Source organism: Mesorhizobium sp. M6A.T.Cr.TU.017.01.1.1, from assembly GCF_004023115.1.
GTDB lineage: Bacteria > Pseudomonadota > Alphaproteobacteria > Rhizobiales > Rhizobiaceae > Mesorhizobium > Mesorhizobium mediterraneum.
This window is the reverse complement of sequence record NZ_RZTA01000028.1, coordinates 33,394-54,275: the sequence shown is the minus strand read 5'-3', so window position 1 is coordinate 54,275 and position 20,882 is coordinate 33,394. Positions and strand designations below refer to the sequence as shown.

Below are 20,882 nucleotides of genomic sequence, written 5' to 3'. Positions count from 1 at the left end.
GGGGAGGGTTGGCAACCCAACCAGGTCACAAAGATCTGGGGTGCATTTTTAGCCGTCGGGTTTAAGGCGGTTCAACTGCGCTGATTGAGGCAAGCGGCTTCTGATACTGACGGGAATGGCCAATGTCTCAAGTCGCAATTTCTCGACTGGCAGATATTCTCCACGATCTCCAGCCGCCAGATTCGGATTCAAAAGTCCTCCGGCCAGAGATGCGATGATGTCTATCCAGGACTGAAGAAGTTGAATATGCTCCTCCGATCGCCGCCCGCCGATCAATACGTTTCCTTAAGTCGACCCGCTGTCCAGGAATTGCTCATCCAGCGCTCGGTCAAAATGCGCCAGCGTTGCCGCGCAACCGTCAACCACGGGCGCCCTGACGACGCCGGAGGCCACTCCGGCCACCCGATTAGCGGGTACTCGTCTTGATGTACTTTCGCGACTTCACGCATGATGAAGCGTATGTGGTATGCTGCTCAGCACTTCCACGCCACTCTCTGTTATCAAGACGTGGGCGCCGGCCCCGATCAAGTACCCACTTTCGCTGCGCAATATGTTTGGCATGTGCAAAGTCATGCCAGCGCTAAGAACATCCTCCGCGCCGGGCTCTAAACTAAGGTTGCCGCGTTCAGTCCAATGAAGGCCAGTTAGATATCCTGTTCGTTGGCGAAAAACTCCCTTGCGTCCAGAACGCTTCAGCACCTCTCGGCCCGCAGCGTCCACCGCGGCTGCGGTGGTACCCGGCCTGATAGCTGCAACGAGGGTCTCGATGACCTCCTCCGCCAAGGCGTGCAATGACTCTGCCTCAGGATGTCGACCAAGCACGGCGCACCGGACCATTCCGGCGGCGTACCCGTGTTTGGATGCGCCTATTTCTAAGAAGGCCGGCTCGTTATTGCTAATGGAATGATGCGTTGCAGGGCCATGCGGCAACTTCGTCCGCTCGCCGAAAAGAATCGTGGCTGCGGGAGCCAGTCCAACTTCGCCGCCAGTGTTGTTCACGTCTGCCTTGATCGCCGCTGCTATAGTCTCCGCCATTTCCAATTCGGTAACGCCCACCCGCAGCGAGGTCTGGAAGGTTCGCATCGCCAAGTCGGTCATGCGCATCGCGTCGCGCATGCATTGGAGTTCTAGCTCACCCTTGACCGCCGCAACCGAAGAAACCAGCCGACTCGCATCGGAGATCTTCAGATCGGGAAGCTGCGTCTGAATTGCACTAACATCAGCCGGTGCGAGGTTCCAGCAGCTAAGTTCAAAACCGACCCGCTTGCCTTGTAGCCCAAGCCGGCGAAGGACGTCGGCGCAAACTGTCCCAAAATCGGGCTGGTGGGTATAAGTAACGATATCGTCGATGCAGCAATACGCACGGACGGCGTGCTCGTCGTATTCTCGAACGACATATGTCGGCGGCCGACCGGGCACCAGAATCAAAGGAAACGGCGCGAAATATCCGCCGCTCCCATCATATCCGCTGAGATACCGAAGATGCCCATGGGCGCTCACTACAAGTGCGTCCAGTCTAGCGTTCGCCACTGCCTCTAACACGTTAATCTGCCGGCGCTCGTACTCTGATCTTGGGAAAGGGACACCGGTGAGAGGAATCGCAGAGGATATTATCGCCATATTCACCTCATTTACTATTTTGATCCGGTTCGGCCGCGCCACCTCAGACCGAGGTTAGAGGGTGTCGATAAGTTTCCGGTTTTTGTCCAATAAGACATGAAACCGTTCCGAAGGTTGGCGTCAAATTCAGTTTTGATATCGTTCTCATCTAGCGGCGAGATGCAGCCACGGCCCAGCGGCGAGTTGACCGTCCCCGGACAAAATCCGCGCATCTCTTTCACTCCATCGTCTCACACAGTCGTTGCGAGCCGACGACATTTACTGGGGGCTGGCAGGCGCCACTGGGTGCTGTTGTCGGCGGTGTGTGCTGGTTTGGACCAGGTCCAGCACCTTGGCTGGCGTCGCGTTCGTGCCGCTCTTTGGCAACAGGCATCATCGTCAATCACAAGAACATCGCCACTGTATCCTTCAGCCGCCGTCGATACGTGCTACTGCGGGTAGCGATGACCATCAGCCGATCTTCCCGAACCTAGCCCGGACATCACCTCCGGTGACCCGGATCAGCTATGATTGGCCGACATCACACACGTCGTGCGGCTCGCCTATGTCGCCGTTGCCCTGAGATGCCCCGGTCGCGAGGGGGGCATGCGACACGCCACTCAACCCGCTCGATTTCCCGCACGGTGACGCTGCCAGTGTTACCCGCCGCATCCAAACCGCGGCTGTGTGCCTGTTCCGATCTCGGACTACCTCGGACTACACAGGCGGACTCCTGCAACACCGATCTTTTTGACGAAGATCAGCCTAGGACTCCACGACGATTGAGGACCAAGGACTTATCTCGATGCTAGATCGCGGCAATATATAAACCCTATTTGACGCCGACCGCCATGTATCTTAACCGTTGCCGGTACCAAGGGCGAAGGCGAGAATTAGCCGATATCGGAAGACCCCGCAATGGTGACAAAGCATTCTAGCGCAGAGTTTGAGAAGCCTCCCTCGGAGTACTCGCCTGAAAGTCTCGGAACGGCGGCCGCCCGCTCGGCCTTGGAGGGATTTGCCGGCCGTTCTGACCTCGTGCACGAGTTTCTGACCGCGCCCTTCGGCCGCCACAGTCCCGAGTTGCGCTTCATTTTGGACGTCATGCGTTCTCAGCCAACAGCTGGTAAATGGTTCACTGTCATGACTAAACCTTATAGTGAGTGGCGCGCTGCGCGCTGGACGCTGGACGGAATGCAGGTCGCCGAAGTGGCGCCAGCGCAGTTTCAATCACGCGATGATGTTGAGCGCTGGGTTTTTAAGCAGCGTTGGCAACACCTCATCGGTCGGCTCCCAATGCAGGAGGACGAGAACGATGCCTGACGATCGCTCTCTGATTATTGGCTATGCCGACCGCGACAGCGTAAGACCAGGCGAGGACATTGGCTTTGCTGTGAGCTGCATGAAACTCGACAGCTTTGAATGCGAGTTCGTCCGGCTGCTCGGTTGCGACGCCGGACCGGAGATGCCACCATTCTGTCCGGCCGTAATGGCCGCGCCGGAGGCTGGACGTTATCCCGGACGCGAGCAGCCCATTCGTGCTGGCTCATACATCGAAGTCAAGCAATCCCAGCGCTTGGCTAATCTTGGGCCGGTAACGATTTTTGCCAATATTATGCCCACCTATATCAACGGCCAACCGAGTTGCGTTGTTAGTACGCTAACCGCGGGCGGGCGTGGGGGATTGACTTTACGCCTTGAGACAGACGGCTGTCTGGCAGCAATACTCGGGAATCCTGTTGAGCCGCGGATCTACCGAGTGGAGCGCCCCCTGCCCCTCTGGCGGTGGAGCTTCGTAGCGGTTGTCTACGACCCTGAACACCATCAGTTGCTGCTTGTGATGTATCCCTTACCTTCGGGCACACACGACCATGCCGCCGCGAGCTGGCTGGCCGTGGACAAGGTGGAGTCGCTCGCGCGCGGCGACGGCAGCCTCCTAATAGCGGCCGAGCGCGATGACCACGGTTTTCCTTGCCATCACTTCAACGGCAAAATTGAGCGTCCTCGGATATTGGCTACGGCGCTATCGCTCGATCAACTTGGCGATCTGGCTGCACGCAAGCCGACAGAATCTGTGGACTGGCCCTTGCTGGCCGATTGGGATTTGGCGAACGAGCAGGCATCGGACGTTGTGCGAGATCGATCTGCCTTTGACCATCACGGCGTCTGTATTAATAAACCTACCCGCGCCGTGCAAGGATCAAACTGGGATGGCTCAACCATGGATTGGCGCCAGGCACCTGATCAATACGCAGCTATTCACTTCCACCACGACGATATCGAGAACCCAGGCTGGCAGGAAGACTTGCGGCTCACCGTGCCAAACGACTGGCCGAGCGGCTGCTACGCAGCCCGTCTGCGCGGGGCGGAAGCAGAGTTTTATATTCCCTTCTACGTGCGGCGGATTGCCCAAGCCTCCAGCAATGTTGCCTTTTTGGCGCCGACCGCGACTTATGCGGCTTACGTCAATTACGGCGTCCAACGGCAGGCGATTGAGTACTACAGCGGCTGCCTCTCCTGCTACACTCCGCTCGATCTTATGGTTCTTGAACTGCCTGGTATTGGCAAATCGCTCTATGATCCGCACGACGATGGCAGTGAGCGGCGCATTGGATCGCTTCGTCGCCCGGTTCTGAACATGCAACCCGGAGGGCGACTCTGGAACTTTCAGATCGATCTTTGTCTACTTGGCTGGCTGGCCCGGGAAGCTCCGGATCACCAAGTGCTGACGGACGAAGACCTCGACAAAGAGGGCTTGGCCGCTTTGGACGGGTGCAGCGTGCTGGTGACGGGGAGTCATCCGGAATACTGGTCGCTACCGATGTTACAGGCCGTTGACGGCTTCTTGGCCCGGGCCGGGCGGCTCATGTATCTGGGCGGTAACGGCTTTTGCGCCGCGATCGATTTCCATCCGCAACGGCATGGCTTGATCGAGTTTAGACGGCGCTTTGGAGGCAATGGTCGCTATGGCGCTGGGGAGGCTCATAGCAGCTTTAGTGGCCGGCTCTGCGGCAGCTGGCAGACGCTGGGTAGACCCGAACAGTCGCTCGTCGGCGTCGGCTATGTGACAGAGGCTTTCGATAGCTGCAGTTACTATCGTCGCTTGACAGAGAGTGATGATCCCCGTGCAAGCTTTATCTTCAAGGGGATCACCGAACGGGTCATCGGTGACTTTGGGATCTTGGGAGGCGCTGCTGGTCTCGAGATCGATACGGTCGATGAAGAGTTAGGTACACCAGGCCATGCCCTCGTGGTGGCCTCATCGGAACAGCATGGCAGCTCATATACGCGAGTGTCGCCTGGAGCCGCCTTGTTCACCTCCCTCTGGAACGAGGCGCCAAGGGAGCCTGTTCATGCCGACATGACTTTCTTCGAAACACCCGCAGGTGGCGCAGTTTTTTCTGTAGGCTCGATCGCCTGGGCCAGCAGCCTCCCGCATGCCGGTTACGCCAACAACGTGGCACGCATTTCCGAAAACGTGCTACGCCGCTTTCAGGATCCGACGCCTTTCCAAATGCCCGGCTGATAAACGACAGTTTCGATGGACTATCCAAAATGCCGCGCCGGGTCCTCATCGAAAGGCTTGCCGAGAAGGTTAACTGGCATCGACGTCGTCGGCTTGCCGGACATGCGGGCCTTCCTTTTCCAAGAACGGCCAGAGTTCGGCGACGGTCGCAGCCGACGCCGTGCGGCGCGGCGGCAGTCGGAATCCTGGCCACGAAGCTTTTTCCTCGACCGCCCATAGCTTGGCGATGTTCTGTCGACGGTTGCGCTCGTCACATGTGAGCCGGACACGGGCGACTCAGAGAACTTGCGCTTCAAATTCGCGTCAGCGGACCCCCGGCGCACTTCGCTTCCGCGAGCCGTTATGGGCACCCATCCGTCGACCTGAGCAGTCCTATGTAGCCGAGAGATGCCGTTCCACGCAGTCGCCGCCGCGGCTGTCCCCGAAGAGGCAGGCGACCATGGCTCCGCCGTGCCGCCAAAGGTTTTATCGTCCCGTGCGTAAGTCCATACTCAGGCCGTCTTCGTCTTGCCGAAGCCCGGCGAAAAGGTCGGCAGCGTCCTCTCGTGGCATAGAGCACGTCCTGTGATCGATGAATCGATTGTGGAGTGACGGTTGCGTTTTGTGCTGATTCAACGTCCACCTCGATGGAGGTTGACGATGGGAAAAGCATTGAGCGTGGATCTTCGGTCGCGGGTCTTGAAGGCTTCGGACGAGGGCATGTCGGCGCGGCAAGCGGCGGCGGTTCGGCGTGGGAGTGTCCAGCGCGATCCGCTGGATTGCGCGGGCGAAGATCGGCGAACTGGCGCCCCGCCCGCAGGGCCGCAGCCGTGCCTCCAGCCTCGATGCGCATGAAGCCTTCGTCGTCGGACTGATCGAGGAGCGCAAGGACATCACGCTGAACGAGATGGTGGAGCGGCTCGTCGCCGAGCAGTCGGTGCGCATCAGCCGCAGCGCCTTGAGCGCCTGGCTTCGCCGCCACGGCTGGACATTCAAAAAAAGTCCGCGCACTGAGCAGGATCGCCCCGACATCCTGAAGCGGCGCCGCGACTGGTTCGACGGCCAGCTCGACCTCGATCCGGCGAAGCTCGTGTTCATCGATGAGACCGGCCTCTCCACAAAGATGGCCCGCCTGCGTGGAAGAGCGCCGCGCGGCGAGCGCTGCCGGGCCGGCGTGCCGCATGCCACTGGAAGACCACGACCTTCACCGGAGCGCTGCGGCTGACGGGCATGACTGCGCCCTTCGTCTACGACGGCGCCATGAACGGCAACGTGTTCCTGGCCTATGTCGAGCAGGTGCTGGTCCCGACATTGTCGGAGGGCGACGTAGTTGTCATGGACAACCTGCCCGCCCACAAGGCCGCCGGCGTGCGCGACGCGATTGAGACCGCAGGCGCGAGCCTGCTCTACCTGCCGCCTTACAGTCCCGACTTCAACCCGATTGAGAACGCCATCGCCAAACTCAAGGCGCTGCTGCGAGCAAAGGCCGAGAGAACCATCAAGGCGTTGTGGGACACGGTCGGCGCGGTCGTCGACCTCTTCACCCCAGCCGAATGTGCCAACTACTTCAAAGCCGCAGGATATGAACCGGATTAAACAGGACGCGCTCTAGACCCGCGCGCCCGCCTTGATCAGCGCCAGGATACGGTCGGCGAGCGGGGTGAGATGGAGCCGACCTGGCCCGTCCAGTTGCCCATGGAGCGGCTGATCTCGACGCAGTCGCGGGCATAGATGCCCTCCTGGCGACAGAACCGCAGGCCCTCGGCGTGAACCTCGTCGCCGGCAAAGGCCTGCTGCGAGCTCACGCGATGCGTCCGCGCCACCGTCGAGACATTCGGCCCCGGCGCCAGCGCCTCCTCCACAATCCGCGCTTTCGCCTCCGCAGACCAGCGGCGGCGCAGCAAGGGCGGGCTCTCCTCAAGCCGGTTCTCAACCGCGTCGATGACTGCAAATGTCTAGACTTGGGTGCAGACTGCAATCAAACTCCCGCGCAGTTCATCACGAGAGTATCGCCGTCTTCGCTCAGCGAAGACGGGGTCAGGTAGCGTTTACTCTATAGAAGTGCGTGCGATAGCACATTCCACAGAGCCTGAATGACTACAACTAGGGTGCCGCTGTTGATGGCAGTCCGTAGCGGATTCGGCTCGTCTCGATCCTACGAGTTTCCTCTCGCTGCCGTTGATACATATCATTGAAGGCAGCTAGCCGAATTAGGTGATACAAATCAAAGCCGGCTTTTGCGAGAATTTTGGGGAAGATACTTCCTGCCGTCAACCCCGGCACTACATTGACTTCGAAGAAGTAAACACGTTGCTTCCCGTCAACGATGAAATCGAGGCGAGCAAATGTGTGAACCTTGAACGCCCGAGCAATCTGCGTGGAAATTGAGGCAATACGACTTTGAAGGGTATTCTCTACGTCGTGGAACTCAACAGAGTAGCTGCCTTTCTGCGTCTTCTGATCATACCCGAGGAAGCCCGTGGGGTTGTTGATCCGAGCGACCGGAAGCGGGGTAATCTCATAGCCATCGATTAGTACGCCGCAGGTGTACTCTGTTCCAACTATTCGTTGCTGAACTAGGAACGAGGGGTCATACGGCGCGATCCGTTCGGCATAAGAACGGAGGTCATCCTCCGAAAGTCCGTCCGTGCACTCGGCAAGGAAGGATCCTCCGAGCGTGTTCGGTTTGAGAACACATGGGCCAGCAAGATGCTGCAGGGCCTCCGCGATGCCCTCTTTGAGATTCCCTTGGGAGATGTGGACCGTAGGAATGGGAGTCAACTCAGGGCAAAGTCGATTGGCAACTACGCCTTGCAAATATTTATCTGCTGAGAGCATGGCCGCAGTCTTGTCGCCAAAGCTTCCTGGAATGTCATGGAATTGGGCAAGAGCCTGTATTTGGCCGTCCTCTCCATCCTGACCTTGAAGAAGTGAAAAGACAAAAAGGCCGTCGCTCTTGAGTAAGTGAGCGAGAGAAGCAAGCGGATGCGTCCTGGCGCGAGCCGCGAACTCGTCGTGGTTGGGAAGTCGATCCCCCTCCAGCGCGAGCCTAAGTAGGTCTCCAAATCTGGAGATGTAGTAGATGGATATTGGTGAAATATCCGCATCGGGAGCATTGTTGAAAACCTCAGCAACGTGATTATACATCGCAATCGACCAGTCGTGCTCTACCGACCGCCCGCCATAGATCAGTGCCAATTGCATCATAGATTGTCCTTCAAATGAGTTGTATAGTCATCTTATGGTCGGGCTAGGTAAGCGGGGGCCTCTAGGACTGGGCCGCTTGGTATCCCCTGTGACAGTCCGTCCCCGTGAGCCGTCAGCAATTGGCCGACACGGGACCTGTCAGGCGCTGCTGCCAGAGGGGCCTTGGCGAACGGCGAATGTCATCTTTCCATCATCGGCGAGTCCAGTATCGTAGAACATGCGTTCGCGGATGGAATTGTCTCGGTTAAAGGTCAGGACTCGCGGTCGCATCTCTGCGATCTGATGCTTCTCAACATAAACGGACGAGCAAACGATTATCTCATCTCCGAGCTGGCAGGTTCGAGCAGCGGCTCCATTCAACACACAGCAACGAGAACCCCTCTCACCGTAAATGACGTATGTGCTAATGCGCGCGCCTGAAGCCTTGTTCCAGATCTCGACGAATTCCAGCGGAAGAATACCTGCCTCCTCGCAGTGGTCTGGATCCAGAGTTATTGAGCCGTGGTAGTTCAGGTCCGCATCTGTCACATTAATTCCATGAAGCTTGGCGGCTACAACTTTTCTCATCTACAGTGTCCTCTTTCGGCTATGGATCCAACGAGAGTGTCAGCAGTAATCGTAGTCGCGGAGTACCGAGATTTCACCGATATTCTGTGACAGGTCGAGAGGACCGTCATTGCGACGGGGCGCCCGGGGGCAAGATGACTAGATCATCAGGCCGGCTCGCTATGGGGCGATGGCATTCGCCCGGCGCCCCCCGACCTGACAGTGGTGCTTCCCTTCTGTTATCGATCACGCTGTCACCACGACGTAAATGTCAGTCCCGCCACCTTGCACGAACGCAGCTAAACTCGTGCCAATTTGGCTGATCAGAGCCGAAGTGCTTGATTTTCAGCTATTTAGCCTGAGCAACAAGAGATTTATATCACCGGCCTGAGTCGCGAACCCGACAAACGACAATGTCGGATGGCTTGCGTTATGGTTTGAAGCTATAGGGCGATGCTCCGGTGCGCGGCGAAGACATATCTAAACCACCTAATCCTTCCGCCTGATTGCAGGCACGCTCGTTGGGCTGCAGTCCAGCAATTTGACCTCGACAAACATCGAGCCGACCTCATCGATCAGGTGACGCATGATGGGGCCAAGGTGATCGCGGAGAAGCTTCTTTCGAGCCGCCATTATGGTGATCGGACCGCCGCTAGGGCGAAGAGTAGGTGATTTCGCGTTCTTTCTCCCCACGTGAGGCTAGCGCGTGGAGCGAAAGTCCAATTTGAAGACACGCCTCACTCGCGCGCAACTGCTGACCTTGCCCCTCTGATCTAATCCGGTTTGAAGTTCGTTCTGGCCCATCCAGAGGACCAGGACATGAAACGCAGCCGCTTCTCTGAAGAGCAGATCATCGGAATTTTGAAGAAACACGAGGCCGGGGTATCGGTTGGCGATCTGTGCCGCAAGCACGGGGTCAGCGACGCCTCGATCTACAATTGGAAGGCCCGCTTCGGCGGGATGGATGTCACCGAGGCTCGGCGACCTGAAGGCGCTGGAGGACGAGAACACGCGCCTGAAGCGGCTTCTGGCCGACGCCATGCTCGACAATGCCGCGTTGAAGGACCTTGTGGGAAAGAAATGGTGACGCCCGCGGCCAAGCGGAAAGCTGTCGCTCGCCTGAAGGAAGGCTTCGGGATGAGCGAACGGCGGGCGTGTAAAGCCATCGGCTGTTGCCGCATGACGGTTCGCTACCAGACCAGCAGGCCGGACGACCGCGAGGTTCGCGAGCGGATGAAGGCGATCGCGCAGGAGCGACGCCGGTTCGGCTACCGGCGTCTTCTCGTGATGCTGAGGCGGGAGGGCCTGGTCGTGAACCACAAGAAGCTGTTCCGGCTCTATCGGGAGGAGAAGCTCGCCGTTCGCCGCCGTGGCGGCCGCAAGCGGGCGATCGGGACCAGGGCGCCGATGCTGGTGCCGCTGAGGCCCGACGAGCGCTGGTCGCTCGACTTCGTATCGGACCAGCTCACCGACGGGCGCCGCTTCCGCATCCTGGCCGTCGTCGACGACTGCACGAGACAGTGCCTGGCACTCATCGTTGATACGTCTCTCTCGGGCATGCGGGTTGCCCGTGAATTGGACCGGCTCATCACCAGCGCGGCCGGCCCAGGATGATCGTCAGCGACAATGGCAGCGAGTTCACCTCGAACGCCATCCTCTCCTGGGCGGATCAGAACCGCGTCGAATGGCATTACATTGCGCCCGGCAAGCCGATGCAGAATGGCTTCATCGAGAGCTTCAACGGCCGACTGCGCGATGAACTGCTCAACGAGACGCTGTTCACCTCGCTGGCTCAGGCGCGCGTAGCCATCGCCCTGTGGCACGCCGACTACAACACCGCGCGGCCGCACTCCCCCCTGGCAGACCCCGGCCAAGTTCGCCAGCACCTTCAATCCGCGACGGTCGCTCGCGCTGCGCTATGCCAAAGGCTCCGCGCCAGCGCCCGTCGCTTCACCCGCCCAGCAGGGCACAACCCACGCCGGAAACGAACTCAAAACTGGATAGAAACTGGGGGCAAGGTCACTGCTCATCCTCGATGACATACCCCAACCTCACCGACCAACAGCCATTCCATCTGTTCGAAATTCGTCGACGAACGCTAGCCTCGTAGATCCATCCTAATCACCGCCCCCGTCCCGGCGGCGAGATGGTATAATCTCACCGCAGTCGCCGACGCTATTCTCGAGGGGATCGTCCACAAAGACCCACTGCATCGTGCTCCAGGGCAACAGCATGCGTAGCAAAAGGCACGCGCCCTCTTGGCCGGAAAAGGTAACGGCGAAATCAATCATTTATGAACGCAACGAGGCACCCGAGAACGGACAAAAACTGGCCGCGACCTAATGAGACAGCTGTTCGCGACTTAGCGGAATCGCTGTCCGGCGTGCGAAACACGCACCAGCCTCTTCAAGATTTAGGCACCACCCGACAGCTGCGCCCGAATTCGTGACGCAGCAAAAAACTGCGGCGCGACACAAGACATTATCCTCGCCATTACCCGCAACACACGTTGTGGTTTACCCGCGAACCCTCGCGACGAGAATGGCTCCGATCCGCGGTAGCAAAGTGCCGGTGGGCCTGGCCAGCCGGCACTGATTAAGCGTGGAGACCAGTTTCTTGCCAACTCGGCTGAGGCCGCCCGGCGATCAGCTTTATTATTGGGGAGCCTTACGGCAACGGCTGCAACAAATCCTACAAGTAAATTTGCCGGACCTTTGCACTCGAAAAACTCTGAAACTGGTATGTTAACCAAAGGATGGAGATTCGTACCCGGCTGGATGGTCAACGCCCGACGCTCATGCATAGACCGCTGATAGCAACAAGGTAAACAGGATGACAAAAAAGAAAGCGCTCATTTTAATTGAAATCAATCCGTGGGACATTGGTCCTTTATACACCCAAGCGGCCCAACGTCTTGGTCTTCACCCAATCACTCTCTCGGCTAATCCAGCTCGGTACGACTGCCTTCCAGAGAAAAGCATGGATGCGATTCGTGTCGATACAGGTGATCTCGACGCTCTGATCGGCGAATGCTCCCGGCTACGTGAGATCTATGACATTGCTGGAATTACGAGCACGGGGGACTCGTTTTATGCGACAGTTGGCAAGCTCTGCCGGCATTTCGATCTACCGGGACCGAACCCCGAATCGGTTGAACGATGCTGCGACAAGTCAGTTCAACGCCAACTTTTGGCAGAGGCAAGCGTCCCAGTACCTGGGTTTTGCTTGGCATCGAATGCAAAGGACGTTGAACGCTACGCCGCAGAGATCGGCCTGCCGGTGATTCTTAAGCCAGCCGTCGGCAGCTCAAGCTGCGGCGTTCGATTGTGCCGTACCATCGACGAGTTAACCGATTATACAAACTATATATTGGGCGGGGAGCATGTATGGCATTCTTCACCAAAGATACTGATCGAAGAATTCGCACAAGGCCCCTTCTATTGGGCCGACATAATGGCAGGTCAGATCATTGGAATTGGCACCGCTTACTTCGGCCATCTTCCCCAGTTTGTGGGACGGGAGTACACCTTTCCAGCCTTGCTGACCAGTGACGAGTATGAGCGTATCTCCGATGTCTCGCTGAGCTGTTTGCGAGCTCTCGGCCTCGGCTGGGGGCCAACTGGGGTTGAACTCCGGTGGACGAAGCGTGGCCCGGTCGTCATTGAAGTCAATCCACGTCTTCATTGCACACCTACTCCCCAACTGATTCAGCTGGCTTACGGTGTCGATGTCGTCAGTGAGCACGTGAAGCTTACTATCGGGGACAAATCGACACTGCACAAAACGCAATCCCAAATTGCAGCCGCGCGGATTCTCGTTCCAGACCGCGATGGCATCATTGATTCAATTGTCGGAGTGAGTCAGGCAGCGGCAGTAGTCGGCGTCAGCGAAGTGATTTTCTATGTTGAACCCAAGACGCCGATTATTAGGAAAGGCGATTCCCGAGACTGGATCGGTCATGTCATCGCCACTTCATCCAGCCATGCACGTGCGAATGCGATACTCGAGCATGCCGTCGAGCTAATCGATTGGTCGATCACACCACTTTCGACTCCTGGCGAACAGGAAACCTGAGGTGCTCTGATTTCCGCAGTATCTCCTTTGGTGGAAGCGGAGAACTTTAGTTATAGAAGCTAACGTCGCACAGGAGGTGCTCACTTTGAAGTATGGGCTAGATCAGCCAAGCGACCGCATCCAACGCGAGAAGCAATATGACGGACTGCTGCCCGACCAAGGGGAAGTGGCTGAAGCAGCTTGCGGTCGAGAACGGCAAGCGCTGGAAGCTGGTGGCCAATCCCCTCGGACACATCATCCGCCCGGCAGCAGACTGCCAGTCGATAACTATATACGGCCGCTCCGGCCAACTTCTTGCGCCTCTCGTTGGGGCGCTAAGGTCGAATTTGTCCGTGCGATATTCCGTGCCGCGCGAAACGATGCTGCCATGACGACACAGCCTGACGTGGATGCGATCCGGCATCAAAAGACCTTTTATTCGGGGCCGCCAGCAAACACGGGCGGCCGTCGCGCTGCCCAGGGAGCCGCCTCTTCCAAGTCGCGGGCCACACGAACGAGCGTCGCCTCGTCGCCGAACCGCCCCACAATCTGAACGCCAATGGGGAGCCCGTCCATGCCTTGGAAAATCGGCAGTGAGACGGATGGCTGACCGGTAACGTTGAAAATGTGCATGTACTGGTGCATTGCCAAGTCGGCCCCATATAAAAACTCTTCGACGGTGAGGTTCTCATCAAGGGTAGAATATGTCCCATGCGGAAATGCCGTGCGAGGCATTGTGGGAGTCACGAGAATGTCGAAGTCCTTGATGGCTTCGCCCACATCAGCCCGAAACTTACGATCGCGTTGGAATACTTCTCCCGCGTAGGTGAGCGTGCGTTGCTTGTTCATTCGATATAGCCTCAGGTTGACTGGCTCCAGGGTTTGCTCGTCAACCCTGCGCCCCAGTTCACGAGCGGTCGCATCGAGGGTCAAGAGTCCCATGTGGTACATGGCAGCCGCGACCTCTGGATAGAGCACTGGATCGTAGGGTGGACGCATCTCTTCGATTTGATGCCCCATTGCCTCAAGATGATACGCGGTCTGCAGCACGGCCTCAAGGATGCTCGGTTCAATTTCGCCTTCAACCCACGAAGACACTGCCACACCTACCCTCAAGCGACCGGTCGGACGTTGAAGCTCCCGCACATAGGAACGCTCCGCCGGAGCAATAACGAACGGGTCGCCTGGATAAGCGCCGCTGAACACATCCAGAGCGGCCGCCATGTCGCGAACGGTGCGGCACATAACGGAGGTGCGACTCCTGCCGAGGCCACCGTCCTGCTGGTTCGGGCCGCCGGAGACCCGGCCGCGCGAGGGGTTTAGACCGATGAGACCACAGAACGACGCGGGTACACGGATAGACCCACCGCCGTCGCCGCCGCTGGCGATCGGGACGATTCCCGCAGCGACAGCGGCTGCGGAGCCCGCCGTCGAGCCGCCCGACGTTCGCTCAAGATTCCACGGATTGCGGGTGATCCCGCACAACGCAGACTCGCTACTCCCAATTCCCAGTTCGGGCGTGGTGGTGCGGCCCAAGACACGCAGCCCTGCCGCGCGCGCGCGCTGAATGAAGTAGCTGTCCACAGTCGACCGATAGCCGACGAAAAGCCGACTACCGCACTCCTGAAGTCGGCCGGCCTCTGTAGGCCCCAGGTCCTTGCGCAGGAACGGCACGCCAGCAAATGGCCCCGTGTCTAAACCCGGCACGGATTCCGCGTCGTCGTAGAACTCGACCACGGCGTTGATGGCGGGGTTTATGCAGTCGTGAGCCTCACGCGCCAATCGGACAAGTTCGATGGCGCTGATCTCGCGTCTCTTTACCAGTTGCGCCAGCCCGGTAGCGTCGTGGGCGGCATATTCATGCAATTTCATGCATCATTCCCCTTCGCATCAGAGATTCACGCTCCTACCTTCGGCAGCCACCCCTTGAGTTGCGTCCATAGCATCACGGTGCGGTCCTGCCGTGCTTGCGTCGGGAGGCCAGAACGATAGGCAATGTTAGCCGTAGGCCGAGTCCCCGGCCTCGATGTCAATTCGATCTATCCCCCTTGCCTGCCGATCTCCCAACTGTCTCAGTCGCTCAACCGCGACATGCATAACAAGCATCAATGCGCCCAATTGGTGAGCCAGCATGCAGCCAAGTGCTTTGGTCCGACCTCGATAGGTGGTGGTTCTTCTTGCCGGCAACGATCGAAGGCCGATGGGCAACGCGGATGGAACCGACAGCCTTTCGGCACGCGGGCGGCGCTTGGAACCTCGCCCTGTAGGGCCGGCACCTCGGCGCGATCTGCATTGCCCCCCCCCATGTGCGGGGTGGCGTTGCGCAGAGCGACGGTATACGGGTGGCTTGGGTTGAATGTAATCTCGTCGGCGCTGCCGATCTCAACCAATTTTCCAAGGTACAAGACCGCAATCCGGTCGGCGATCAACCAGGCAAGTGGCAAATCGTGGGTGATGAAAAGCAGCGCCAGATTGTGTTTGTCGCGCAAATCGACCAGAACCTGAAGAATCTGTGCGCGTATTGACACATCGAGCATCGACACAGGTTCGTCGGCGACGATGAGCTCCGGTTTCACGGCAAGCGCTCCGGCAATCACGACCCGCTGGCGCTGCCCGCCAGACAGCTCATGCGGGAAGCGGGCTAAGAAATCATCGGGAGGATTGAGACCGGCCGCCGCAAGCGCTTGACTAACCCGCGCTGCAAGCTGTTTGCCATTGTCGACCAGCCGTAGGGACCGCAGCGGCTCCGCCACGATGTCGAACACGGTGTGCCGCGGATTGAGCGCCTGATAGGCGTCCTGGAAGATCATCTGGACGCGATGCCGGTAAGGGCGCAGCGCTGAAGAGCCTCGCACTGAGGTCATATCCTTGCCCTCGAACAACAACCTGCCGCCTGTTGGCTGTGTAAGCTTTGTAATGACGCGGCCCACCGTCGTTTTACCGCTTCCCGATTCCCCGACCAGGGCGACGATCTCGCCCCGTCCGATGTTAAGGTCAATCCCGTCCACCGCGCGCACAGCGCCGGCAGGTCGGCCGAATACGCGGTCGAACACCCTGCCCTGGATAGGGAAATGGACCTGCAGGCCGTCCAGGCGCAGGATATCGGCGGTGTCAGGCATGAGTTGCGATCCTGTCTGCTTGCGAGGACCGGTGAAGATGACAGGCGACGCGGCCCGGCCCGAACTGATGGAGACTGGGGACTTCGATCGCGCAAACCGCCATCGCGGACGGGCAACGCGGATGGAAGGCGCAGCCTGAGGGTCGGCTCACCAGATTGGGGGGATCGCCGGGGATGGGGCGGATCATTTTCTTGCCGTTCGCCGGGTTGGGGATCGATTCGATCAGCAGACGGGTGTAGGGGTGCTTTGGTCGGGCGAATACCTCGGCGACAGTTCCATCCTCGACGACGCGGCCGGAATACATGATCATCACCCGATCACATGCCTCAGCCACCACAGACAGATCGTGAGTGATTAAAATGAAAGCAAGGTTAAGCCGCGATCGCAAGTCACCCAGCAGTTTCAGAATCTGAGCCTGGGTAATGACGTCGAGCGCCGTGGTCGGCTCATCGCCAATGACTATCGAGGGGCGACATGCCAGCGCCATAGCAATCATCACCCTTTGTCGCATGCCGCCTGACAATTCGTGCGGATAGGCGGCGCCTCGATCCGCCGGAATGCCAACGAGCTCGAGCAGCTCCCTTGCCCGCGCAGTCGCCTCCCATCGTGACATGCCGAGCTTCAGCATGCATGGCTCAGCAATCTGCTTGATGATGCGATGAACAGGATTAAGCGCATTCATCGCGCCCTGGAAGACGACGGATATATCGCTCCAGCGATGTGGCCGCATCGCGGCATCGTCATCTATTGGCAGTGGGTTACCGCGAAAACGGACCTCGCCGCTGCTGACCCGCGCGTTAGGTGATAGTAGACCCGCGATCGCCATGGCGGTCGTGGTCTTGCCACTGCCCGATTCTCCGACGAGGCCAACGGCCTCTCCGGCCCGGAGCGCGAAACTTACCCTATCTATCGCACGCGAAGAAACGCCCTTGAGCCCATAGTCGACAGAGAGACGGTCGACTTCCAGAAGGGACGCCTTATGGGAAGAGTCTATCATGGGATCACGCGCCGCCGTGGATTGAACGTGTCGTCGAGGGCATTGCCGATCAGGACGAAACTAAGCGAAACCGTGAGTACGCATACGCCGGGTGCACCGAGATACCACCAGGCTCCTGAACTGGCCGCGCCGGCGCGCTGGGCAAGCGAAAGCAAAGTGCCCCATGAGGGCTGCAACGGATCGCCAAGGCCGAGGAACGAGAGCGACGTCTCGACATAAATTGCGCCGGCGACGACCAAGGCACCGTTGGCCGCGATTTGCGGTACGAGATTGGGCAGTATGTGGCGCACCATAATGCTGAAATTACTGCTGCCCACAACCCGCGCACGATCGATGAATGTTCGCTCCTTAAGGGACAGGGTCTGACTGCGAACGATACGTGCCACGAACGCCCAGCTTGTTATGCCGATAACGACAAGGATCACGAAAAGAGAAGGACGGAAACCAAGGATTTCTCTCCCCCGCCCCATCACCTCGACAACCACGGGCGTGATGACCAGCGCCAGCACGAAGGACGGCATGACAAAAAAGAAGTCCGTCATGCGCATCAGCCACGTGTCAACCCTGCCACCATAGTAGCCAGCCGTCATCCCGACCGTGGTGCCAACGATAAGGCTGATCACGGTGGAGAGCAGCGCGATCGTGAGCGAGATCCGGGCACCGTGGACGACCAGATTGAGCACGTCCCGCCCGACTTCATCCGTCCCCAACAGATGCTGGATTGATGGTGAAGCGAGGAAATCCCCGGTTGCATTGATCGCAGTCTGAAGAGGTCCCACCAGGCTATTGGGCATCGCTGCCATAACAAGAAATAATATCAGACATGCGAGGCCAAGCTGTGCCCCCCCATAGCCAAGAAACTGGCCTAGAAAGTCTTTGATAGAACGCGCCCGGCTGCGCCGAGAACACCGAACTGGGCTTTCACTCACTGTCGCACCCTCGGATCAAGCAAGCCGTAGGCAAGATCGGCTAAGACGTTTGCAATAACAATCGAGGCGCCAAGCAGCAGGAATATGCCTTGAAGGACAGGATAATCCCGAGCATTGAGAGCCTCTACCGTCAGGCCACCGATCCCCGGCCAGGCGAATACGGCTTCAACGGTGATAGCACCTGCCACCACGTAGCCGAGATTAAGAGTAATCAAGGTAACGACCGGCAGCATTGCATTGCGAAATGCATGACGCATCAGCATCTGTCGGCCGGTCAGCCCCTTGGCCCTTGCGGTCACCATGTAATCCTCGGTGACGACGTCGCTCATCGCAGCACGAGCGACCACGAGGTATTGGCCGATTAGTCCAAGGGCCACCGCGGTGACCGGGAGCGCTAGATGCCGCAAGTAGTCGAGCGCCCAATCAAGCGACCCCGTAATTGCGCCGGGCGAATGCGCACCATAGCCCGGAAGCCAGCCCAATGCCGTACTGAAGATCACCACCAGGATCATGCCAAGCCAGAAAGCCGGCGTAGAATAAAGTGCTAAAGAGGCTCCGGTGGCGACATTGTCGCCGACTCCTCCTCTGTGCCAACCTGCATATAACCCAAGCATGACACCGCATAAGATCGCGACAAATTGGGCTACACCGACCAAGGCAATGGTGGCGGGCAAGCGCTCTAAAATTAGGTCAGCCACATGCCTGCCCCTGAACTTGAAGCTGTAACCAAAATCGCCGCGGAGCGTTGACGACAAGTAGTCGACCACCTGATCCGGAAACAGAGGCCGGTCGAGGCCCCAATTCTGACGCTGCACCTCCATCTGCTCGGCTGTTACGCTGGTGCGTGCTCCGCCCAGCAGGAGCGAAGCAGGATCCCCCGGAATGACCCGGAACAGAACGAAGTTCAGAACCGCCACCATAAAAAGGGTTATGATTGCCCTGGTGAGGATGCTCACGATGCGCTGGCTCATCTGGCCTCGCTTTCCAAGACCATCTCAAACCGGCTGCAGGCGATCAAAGGGAGAGTAACTCCACAGCGTTAAGTCCTCTCCCCAACCCTTTAAGCAATCCTTGCGGTAGGCTTCGAGCATCTTTGGGTAACACAGCATAATGTAGGGCGCGTCGGTATAAATCAGGCGCGCAGCCTGGTCCACCAGCTCTTTGCTCTTCTTCAGGTCGGCGGTGCGGTCGATCTCCGACAAAAACTCGTCAAATTTTTCATTCTTCCAAAGCGCAGGGTTATACTGACTGTCCGCCTGGCTGCTGCCCATGCTCAGCAGATCATGGGGCGATGGTGAAAGCCAACCTGCGCCAACGACCAGATCCCAACCCCCGCCGCCCTTCGCCGGCGCCGCCGTACGGGCATTGAGTGCCCCTGAGTCAAGTTGGGTAACAGATACGGGGATACCAATTTGTTCCAACCAGCCAGCGATTAGTTGTACCGCCGCAATCGGTATTTCGAGGGCACCTGAACTCGTTCCCGTTATCAACTCAAGCTGGAACTTGGCTCCTTCCTTGTCTTCCCGGACGCCGTCACCATTCGCATCGCGATAGCCGGCCGCATCAAGCCGGCGGCCCGCCTCGGCGAGGTCGAAGGGGCGCCTGATGTCGCTCAAATCCGAGTAGTATTCAGTTGCCGACGGCATGACCAGTCCCACGCCAGGGTCGGCATGCCCCCGGAAGGCGCGATCAACGAGCGTTTTCTGGTCGATCGCATAGCCGATAGCGTCGCGAAACGCGGGGTCCTGCAGGGCCCTAGTATTGCCCGCGCCTTTTCCGGAGACGGTGTTGAACGCCAAATAATTCCGTTGCTCAGTGCGCGATTCTATACAAACTATATGAGGATCTTTCGAGAGGTCATCCCACTGGGCAACTGTGAGGCCAAAGCCAAAGTTGAGATTGCCGCTTTTGAGACCCTGTGCGATAGGATCGGCCGTACTGAAGAAATTGAAAACCATGCCGCTCATAGCCGGTTTGCCTGAGCGGAAGTGCGGGTTAGGCGAGAGGCGGACAAACTGGCCCTGTTGAAACTCCTGGATTATCATCGGCCCCGTGCCCACGAGCGGTGGATCATTGCGGAAGGTGCTGCGCGCATCGGCGTAGCTGATGTCCTTCCAGATGTGCTCGGGGACCACCAGAATGGGCAGGTCAAGCAGCGAGATGGTCGGAACCTTGGTTACGACTTGCAAGGTCTCGTCATCAACTACACTGACACTTTCAACTTGCTGGAGGCCGCTAGTGCTGTTCTGGCCGATATTCAGTTCCTCGGGCTTCCCTATCGAGCCTAGCAGATAGTTATAGGTGAAGGCCGCGTCCCTGGCAGTCGCAGGCTGGCCGTCAGACCACTTCATCCCGGGCCAGATCTTGAAGGTCCAGGTGAGCTTGTCGTCGGCAACCGACCACTCCTTGGCAAATCCTCTCCGATCGGAATGGCGCTGGGCATCAACGCCGACCAGAAAGTCATATGTGTATATCGTCGGCCAGAACGAGCTCCAGGTTGCAAACGGGTTCATCGTGTCAGGCGCGACAATTCCACCCACCCGCACCACATGATCATCGCATGACGACGCAGTAAACGCCCTCGAATTTATGATCACCGGCCCAACCGATCCCAAAAGCATCACTTTCATAACCGAACGGCGACTAAGTGTCGATTTATACATGCTACCTCCCGCTCTAAGCCCTGTTTTCATCTACAATCTGAACTTCCCGTCGCTCGATCAGGGGGAAGGTTGAGAAGAAAGTGGACCCTTATTTTCTGGAGCTTAACCTTGCAATCAGGTTTTTGAACCGTAAAGCATAGAATCCATATCTCACCTATCTCGGGTCGAGATGGCTACCGCGGAAACTTTGGATTCCTTGGATCCTACGCCCGACCAGACCGGTGAAGCACGGGCGCTTTTCTATCGTGGCGCCTTCAAAGATAT

Annotated in this window: 13 protein-coding genes and 2 pseudogenes; 5 read left to right on the top strand and 10 right to left on the bottom strand. The window is 58.3% G+C overall.

Going from position 1 to position 20,882, the window contains the following annotated elements; translation table 11 throughout:
- Nucleotides 1-441 precede the first annotated feature (441 nt).
- The gene (locus EOB36_RS11840) at nt 442-1,620 is read right to left on the bottom strand and encodes a Xaa-Pro peptidase family protein (protein ID WP_128284912.1); all 1,179 of its coding nucleotides are present in this window, start codon (nt 1,618-1,620) and stop codon (nt 442-444) included.
- 897 nt (nt 1,621-2,517) lie between these two features.
- On the opposite strand from EOB36_RS11840, the gene EOB36_RS11835 reads away from it, so the two are divergent.
- The 3 genes and pseudogenes from EOB36_RS11835 to EOB36_RS11825 all read left to right on the top strand — a co-directional run bounded on the left by EOB36_RS11835 (nt 2,518) and on the right by EOB36_RS11825 (nt 6,700).
- Nucleotides 2,518-2,922, top strand: coding sequence for a hypothetical protein (locus tag EOB36_RS11835; RefSeq protein ID WP_128284911.1), 405 nt, complete (start codon nt 2,518-2,520; stop codon nt 2,920-2,922).
- On the top strand, nt 2,915-5,125 hold the full coding sequence (locus EOB36_RS11830; RefSeq protein ID WP_128284910.1) for a N,N-dimethylformamidase beta subunit family domain-containing protein: 2,211 nt from the start codon (nt 2,915-2,917) through the stop codon (nt 5,123-5,125). Before EOB36_RS11835 ends, EOB36_RS11830 begins: the two co-directional genes overlap by 8 nt.
- Nucleotides 5,126-5,764: 639 nt before the next feature.
- Nucleotides 5,765-6,700 (top strand): annotated as a pseudogene (locus EOB36_RS11825) (IS630 family transposase).
- Nucleotides 6,701-6,735: 35 nt separating this feature from the next.
- Here the strand turns inward: EOB36_RS11825 and EOB36_RS11820 are convergent.
- The 3 genes from EOB36_RS11820 to panD form a co-directional block, all read right to left on the bottom strand.
- On the bottom strand, nt 6,736-7,008 hold the full coding sequence (locus EOB36_RS11820; RefSeq protein ID WP_245467763.1) for a transposase: 273 nt from the start codon (nt 7,006-7,008) through the stop codon (nt 6,736-6,738).
- Nucleotides 7,009-7,207: 199 nt separating this feature from the next.
- The gene (locus EOB36_RS11815) at nt 7,208-8,311 is read right to left on the bottom strand and encodes a D-alanine--D-alanine ligase (protein WP_245467762.1); all 1,104 of its coding nucleotides are present in this window, start codon (nt 8,309-8,311) and stop codon (nt 7,208-7,210) included.
- Between the two features lie 138 nt (nt 8,312-8,449).
- Complete coding sequence (panD, locus tag EOB36_RS11810; protein ID WP_128284908.1) at nt 8,450-8,878, bottom strand: aspartate 1-decarboxylase; 429 nt, start codon at nt 8,876-8,878, stop codon at nt 8,450-8,452.
- 798 nt (nt 8,879-9,676) lie between these two features.
- Here panD and EOB36_RS11805 point away from each other — a divergent pair.
- Nucleotides 9,677-10,861: pseudogene (locus EOB36_RS11805) on the top strand (IS3 family transposase).
- Nucleotides 10,862-11,689: 828 nt separating this feature from the next.
- Nucleotides 11,690-12,931, top strand: a complete 1,242-nt coding sequence (locus EOB36_RS11800; protein WP_128284907.1) for an acetyl-CoA carboxylase biotin carboxylase subunit family protein — start codon at nt 11,690-11,692, stop codon at nt 12,929-12,931.
- A gap of 414 nt (nt 12,932-13,345) precedes the next feature.
- On the opposite strand, the gene EOB36_RS11795 is transcribed toward EOB36_RS11800, so the two are convergent.
- The 6 genes from EOB36_RS11795 to EOB36_RS11770 form a co-directional block, all read right to left on the bottom strand.
- The gene (locus EOB36_RS11795) at nt 13,346-14,782 is read right to left on the bottom strand and encodes an amidase (protein ID WP_128284906.1); all 1,437 of its coding nucleotides are present in this window, start codon (nt 14,780-14,782) and stop codon (nt 13,346-13,348) included.
- Nucleotides 14,783-15,015: 233 nt separating this feature from the next.
- The gene (locus tag EOB36_RS11790; protein ID WP_128284905.1) at nt 15,016-16,029 is read right to left on the bottom strand and encodes an ABC transporter ATP-binding protein; all 1,014 of its coding nucleotides are present in this window, start codon (nt 16,027-16,029) and stop codon (nt 15,016-15,018) included.
- Nucleotides 16,022-17,026, bottom strand: coding sequence for an ABC transporter ATP-binding protein (locus EOB36_RS11785; protein WP_128284904.1), 1,005 nt, complete (start codon nt 17,024-17,026; stop codon nt 16,022-16,024). The genes EOB36_RS11790 and EOB36_RS11785 overlap by 8 nt, the downstream gene beginning before the upstream one ends.
- The gene (locus tag EOB36_RS11780; RefSeq protein ID WP_128284903.1) at nt 17,023-17,955 is read right to left on the bottom strand and encodes an ABC transporter permease; all 933 of its coding nucleotides are present in this window, start codon (nt 17,953-17,955) and stop codon (nt 17,023-17,025) included. The genes EOB36_RS11785 and EOB36_RS11780 overlap by 4 nt, the downstream gene beginning before the upstream one ends.
- Nucleotides 17,952-18,926, bottom strand: coding sequence for an ABC transporter permease (locus EOB36_RS11775; protein ID WP_128284902.1), 975 nt, complete (start codon nt 18,924-18,926; stop codon nt 17,952-17,954). Before EOB36_RS11775 ends, EOB36_RS11780 begins: the two co-directional genes overlap by 4 nt.
- Before the next feature lie 24 nt (nt 18,927-18,950).
- Nucleotides 18,951-20,618, bottom strand: a complete 1,668-nt coding sequence (locus tag EOB36_RS11770) for an ABC transporter substrate-binding protein (RefSeq protein ID WP_128284901.1) — start codon at nt 20,616-20,618, stop codon at nt 18,951-18,953.
- Between the last annotated feature and the right edge of the window lie 264 nt (nt 20,619-20,882).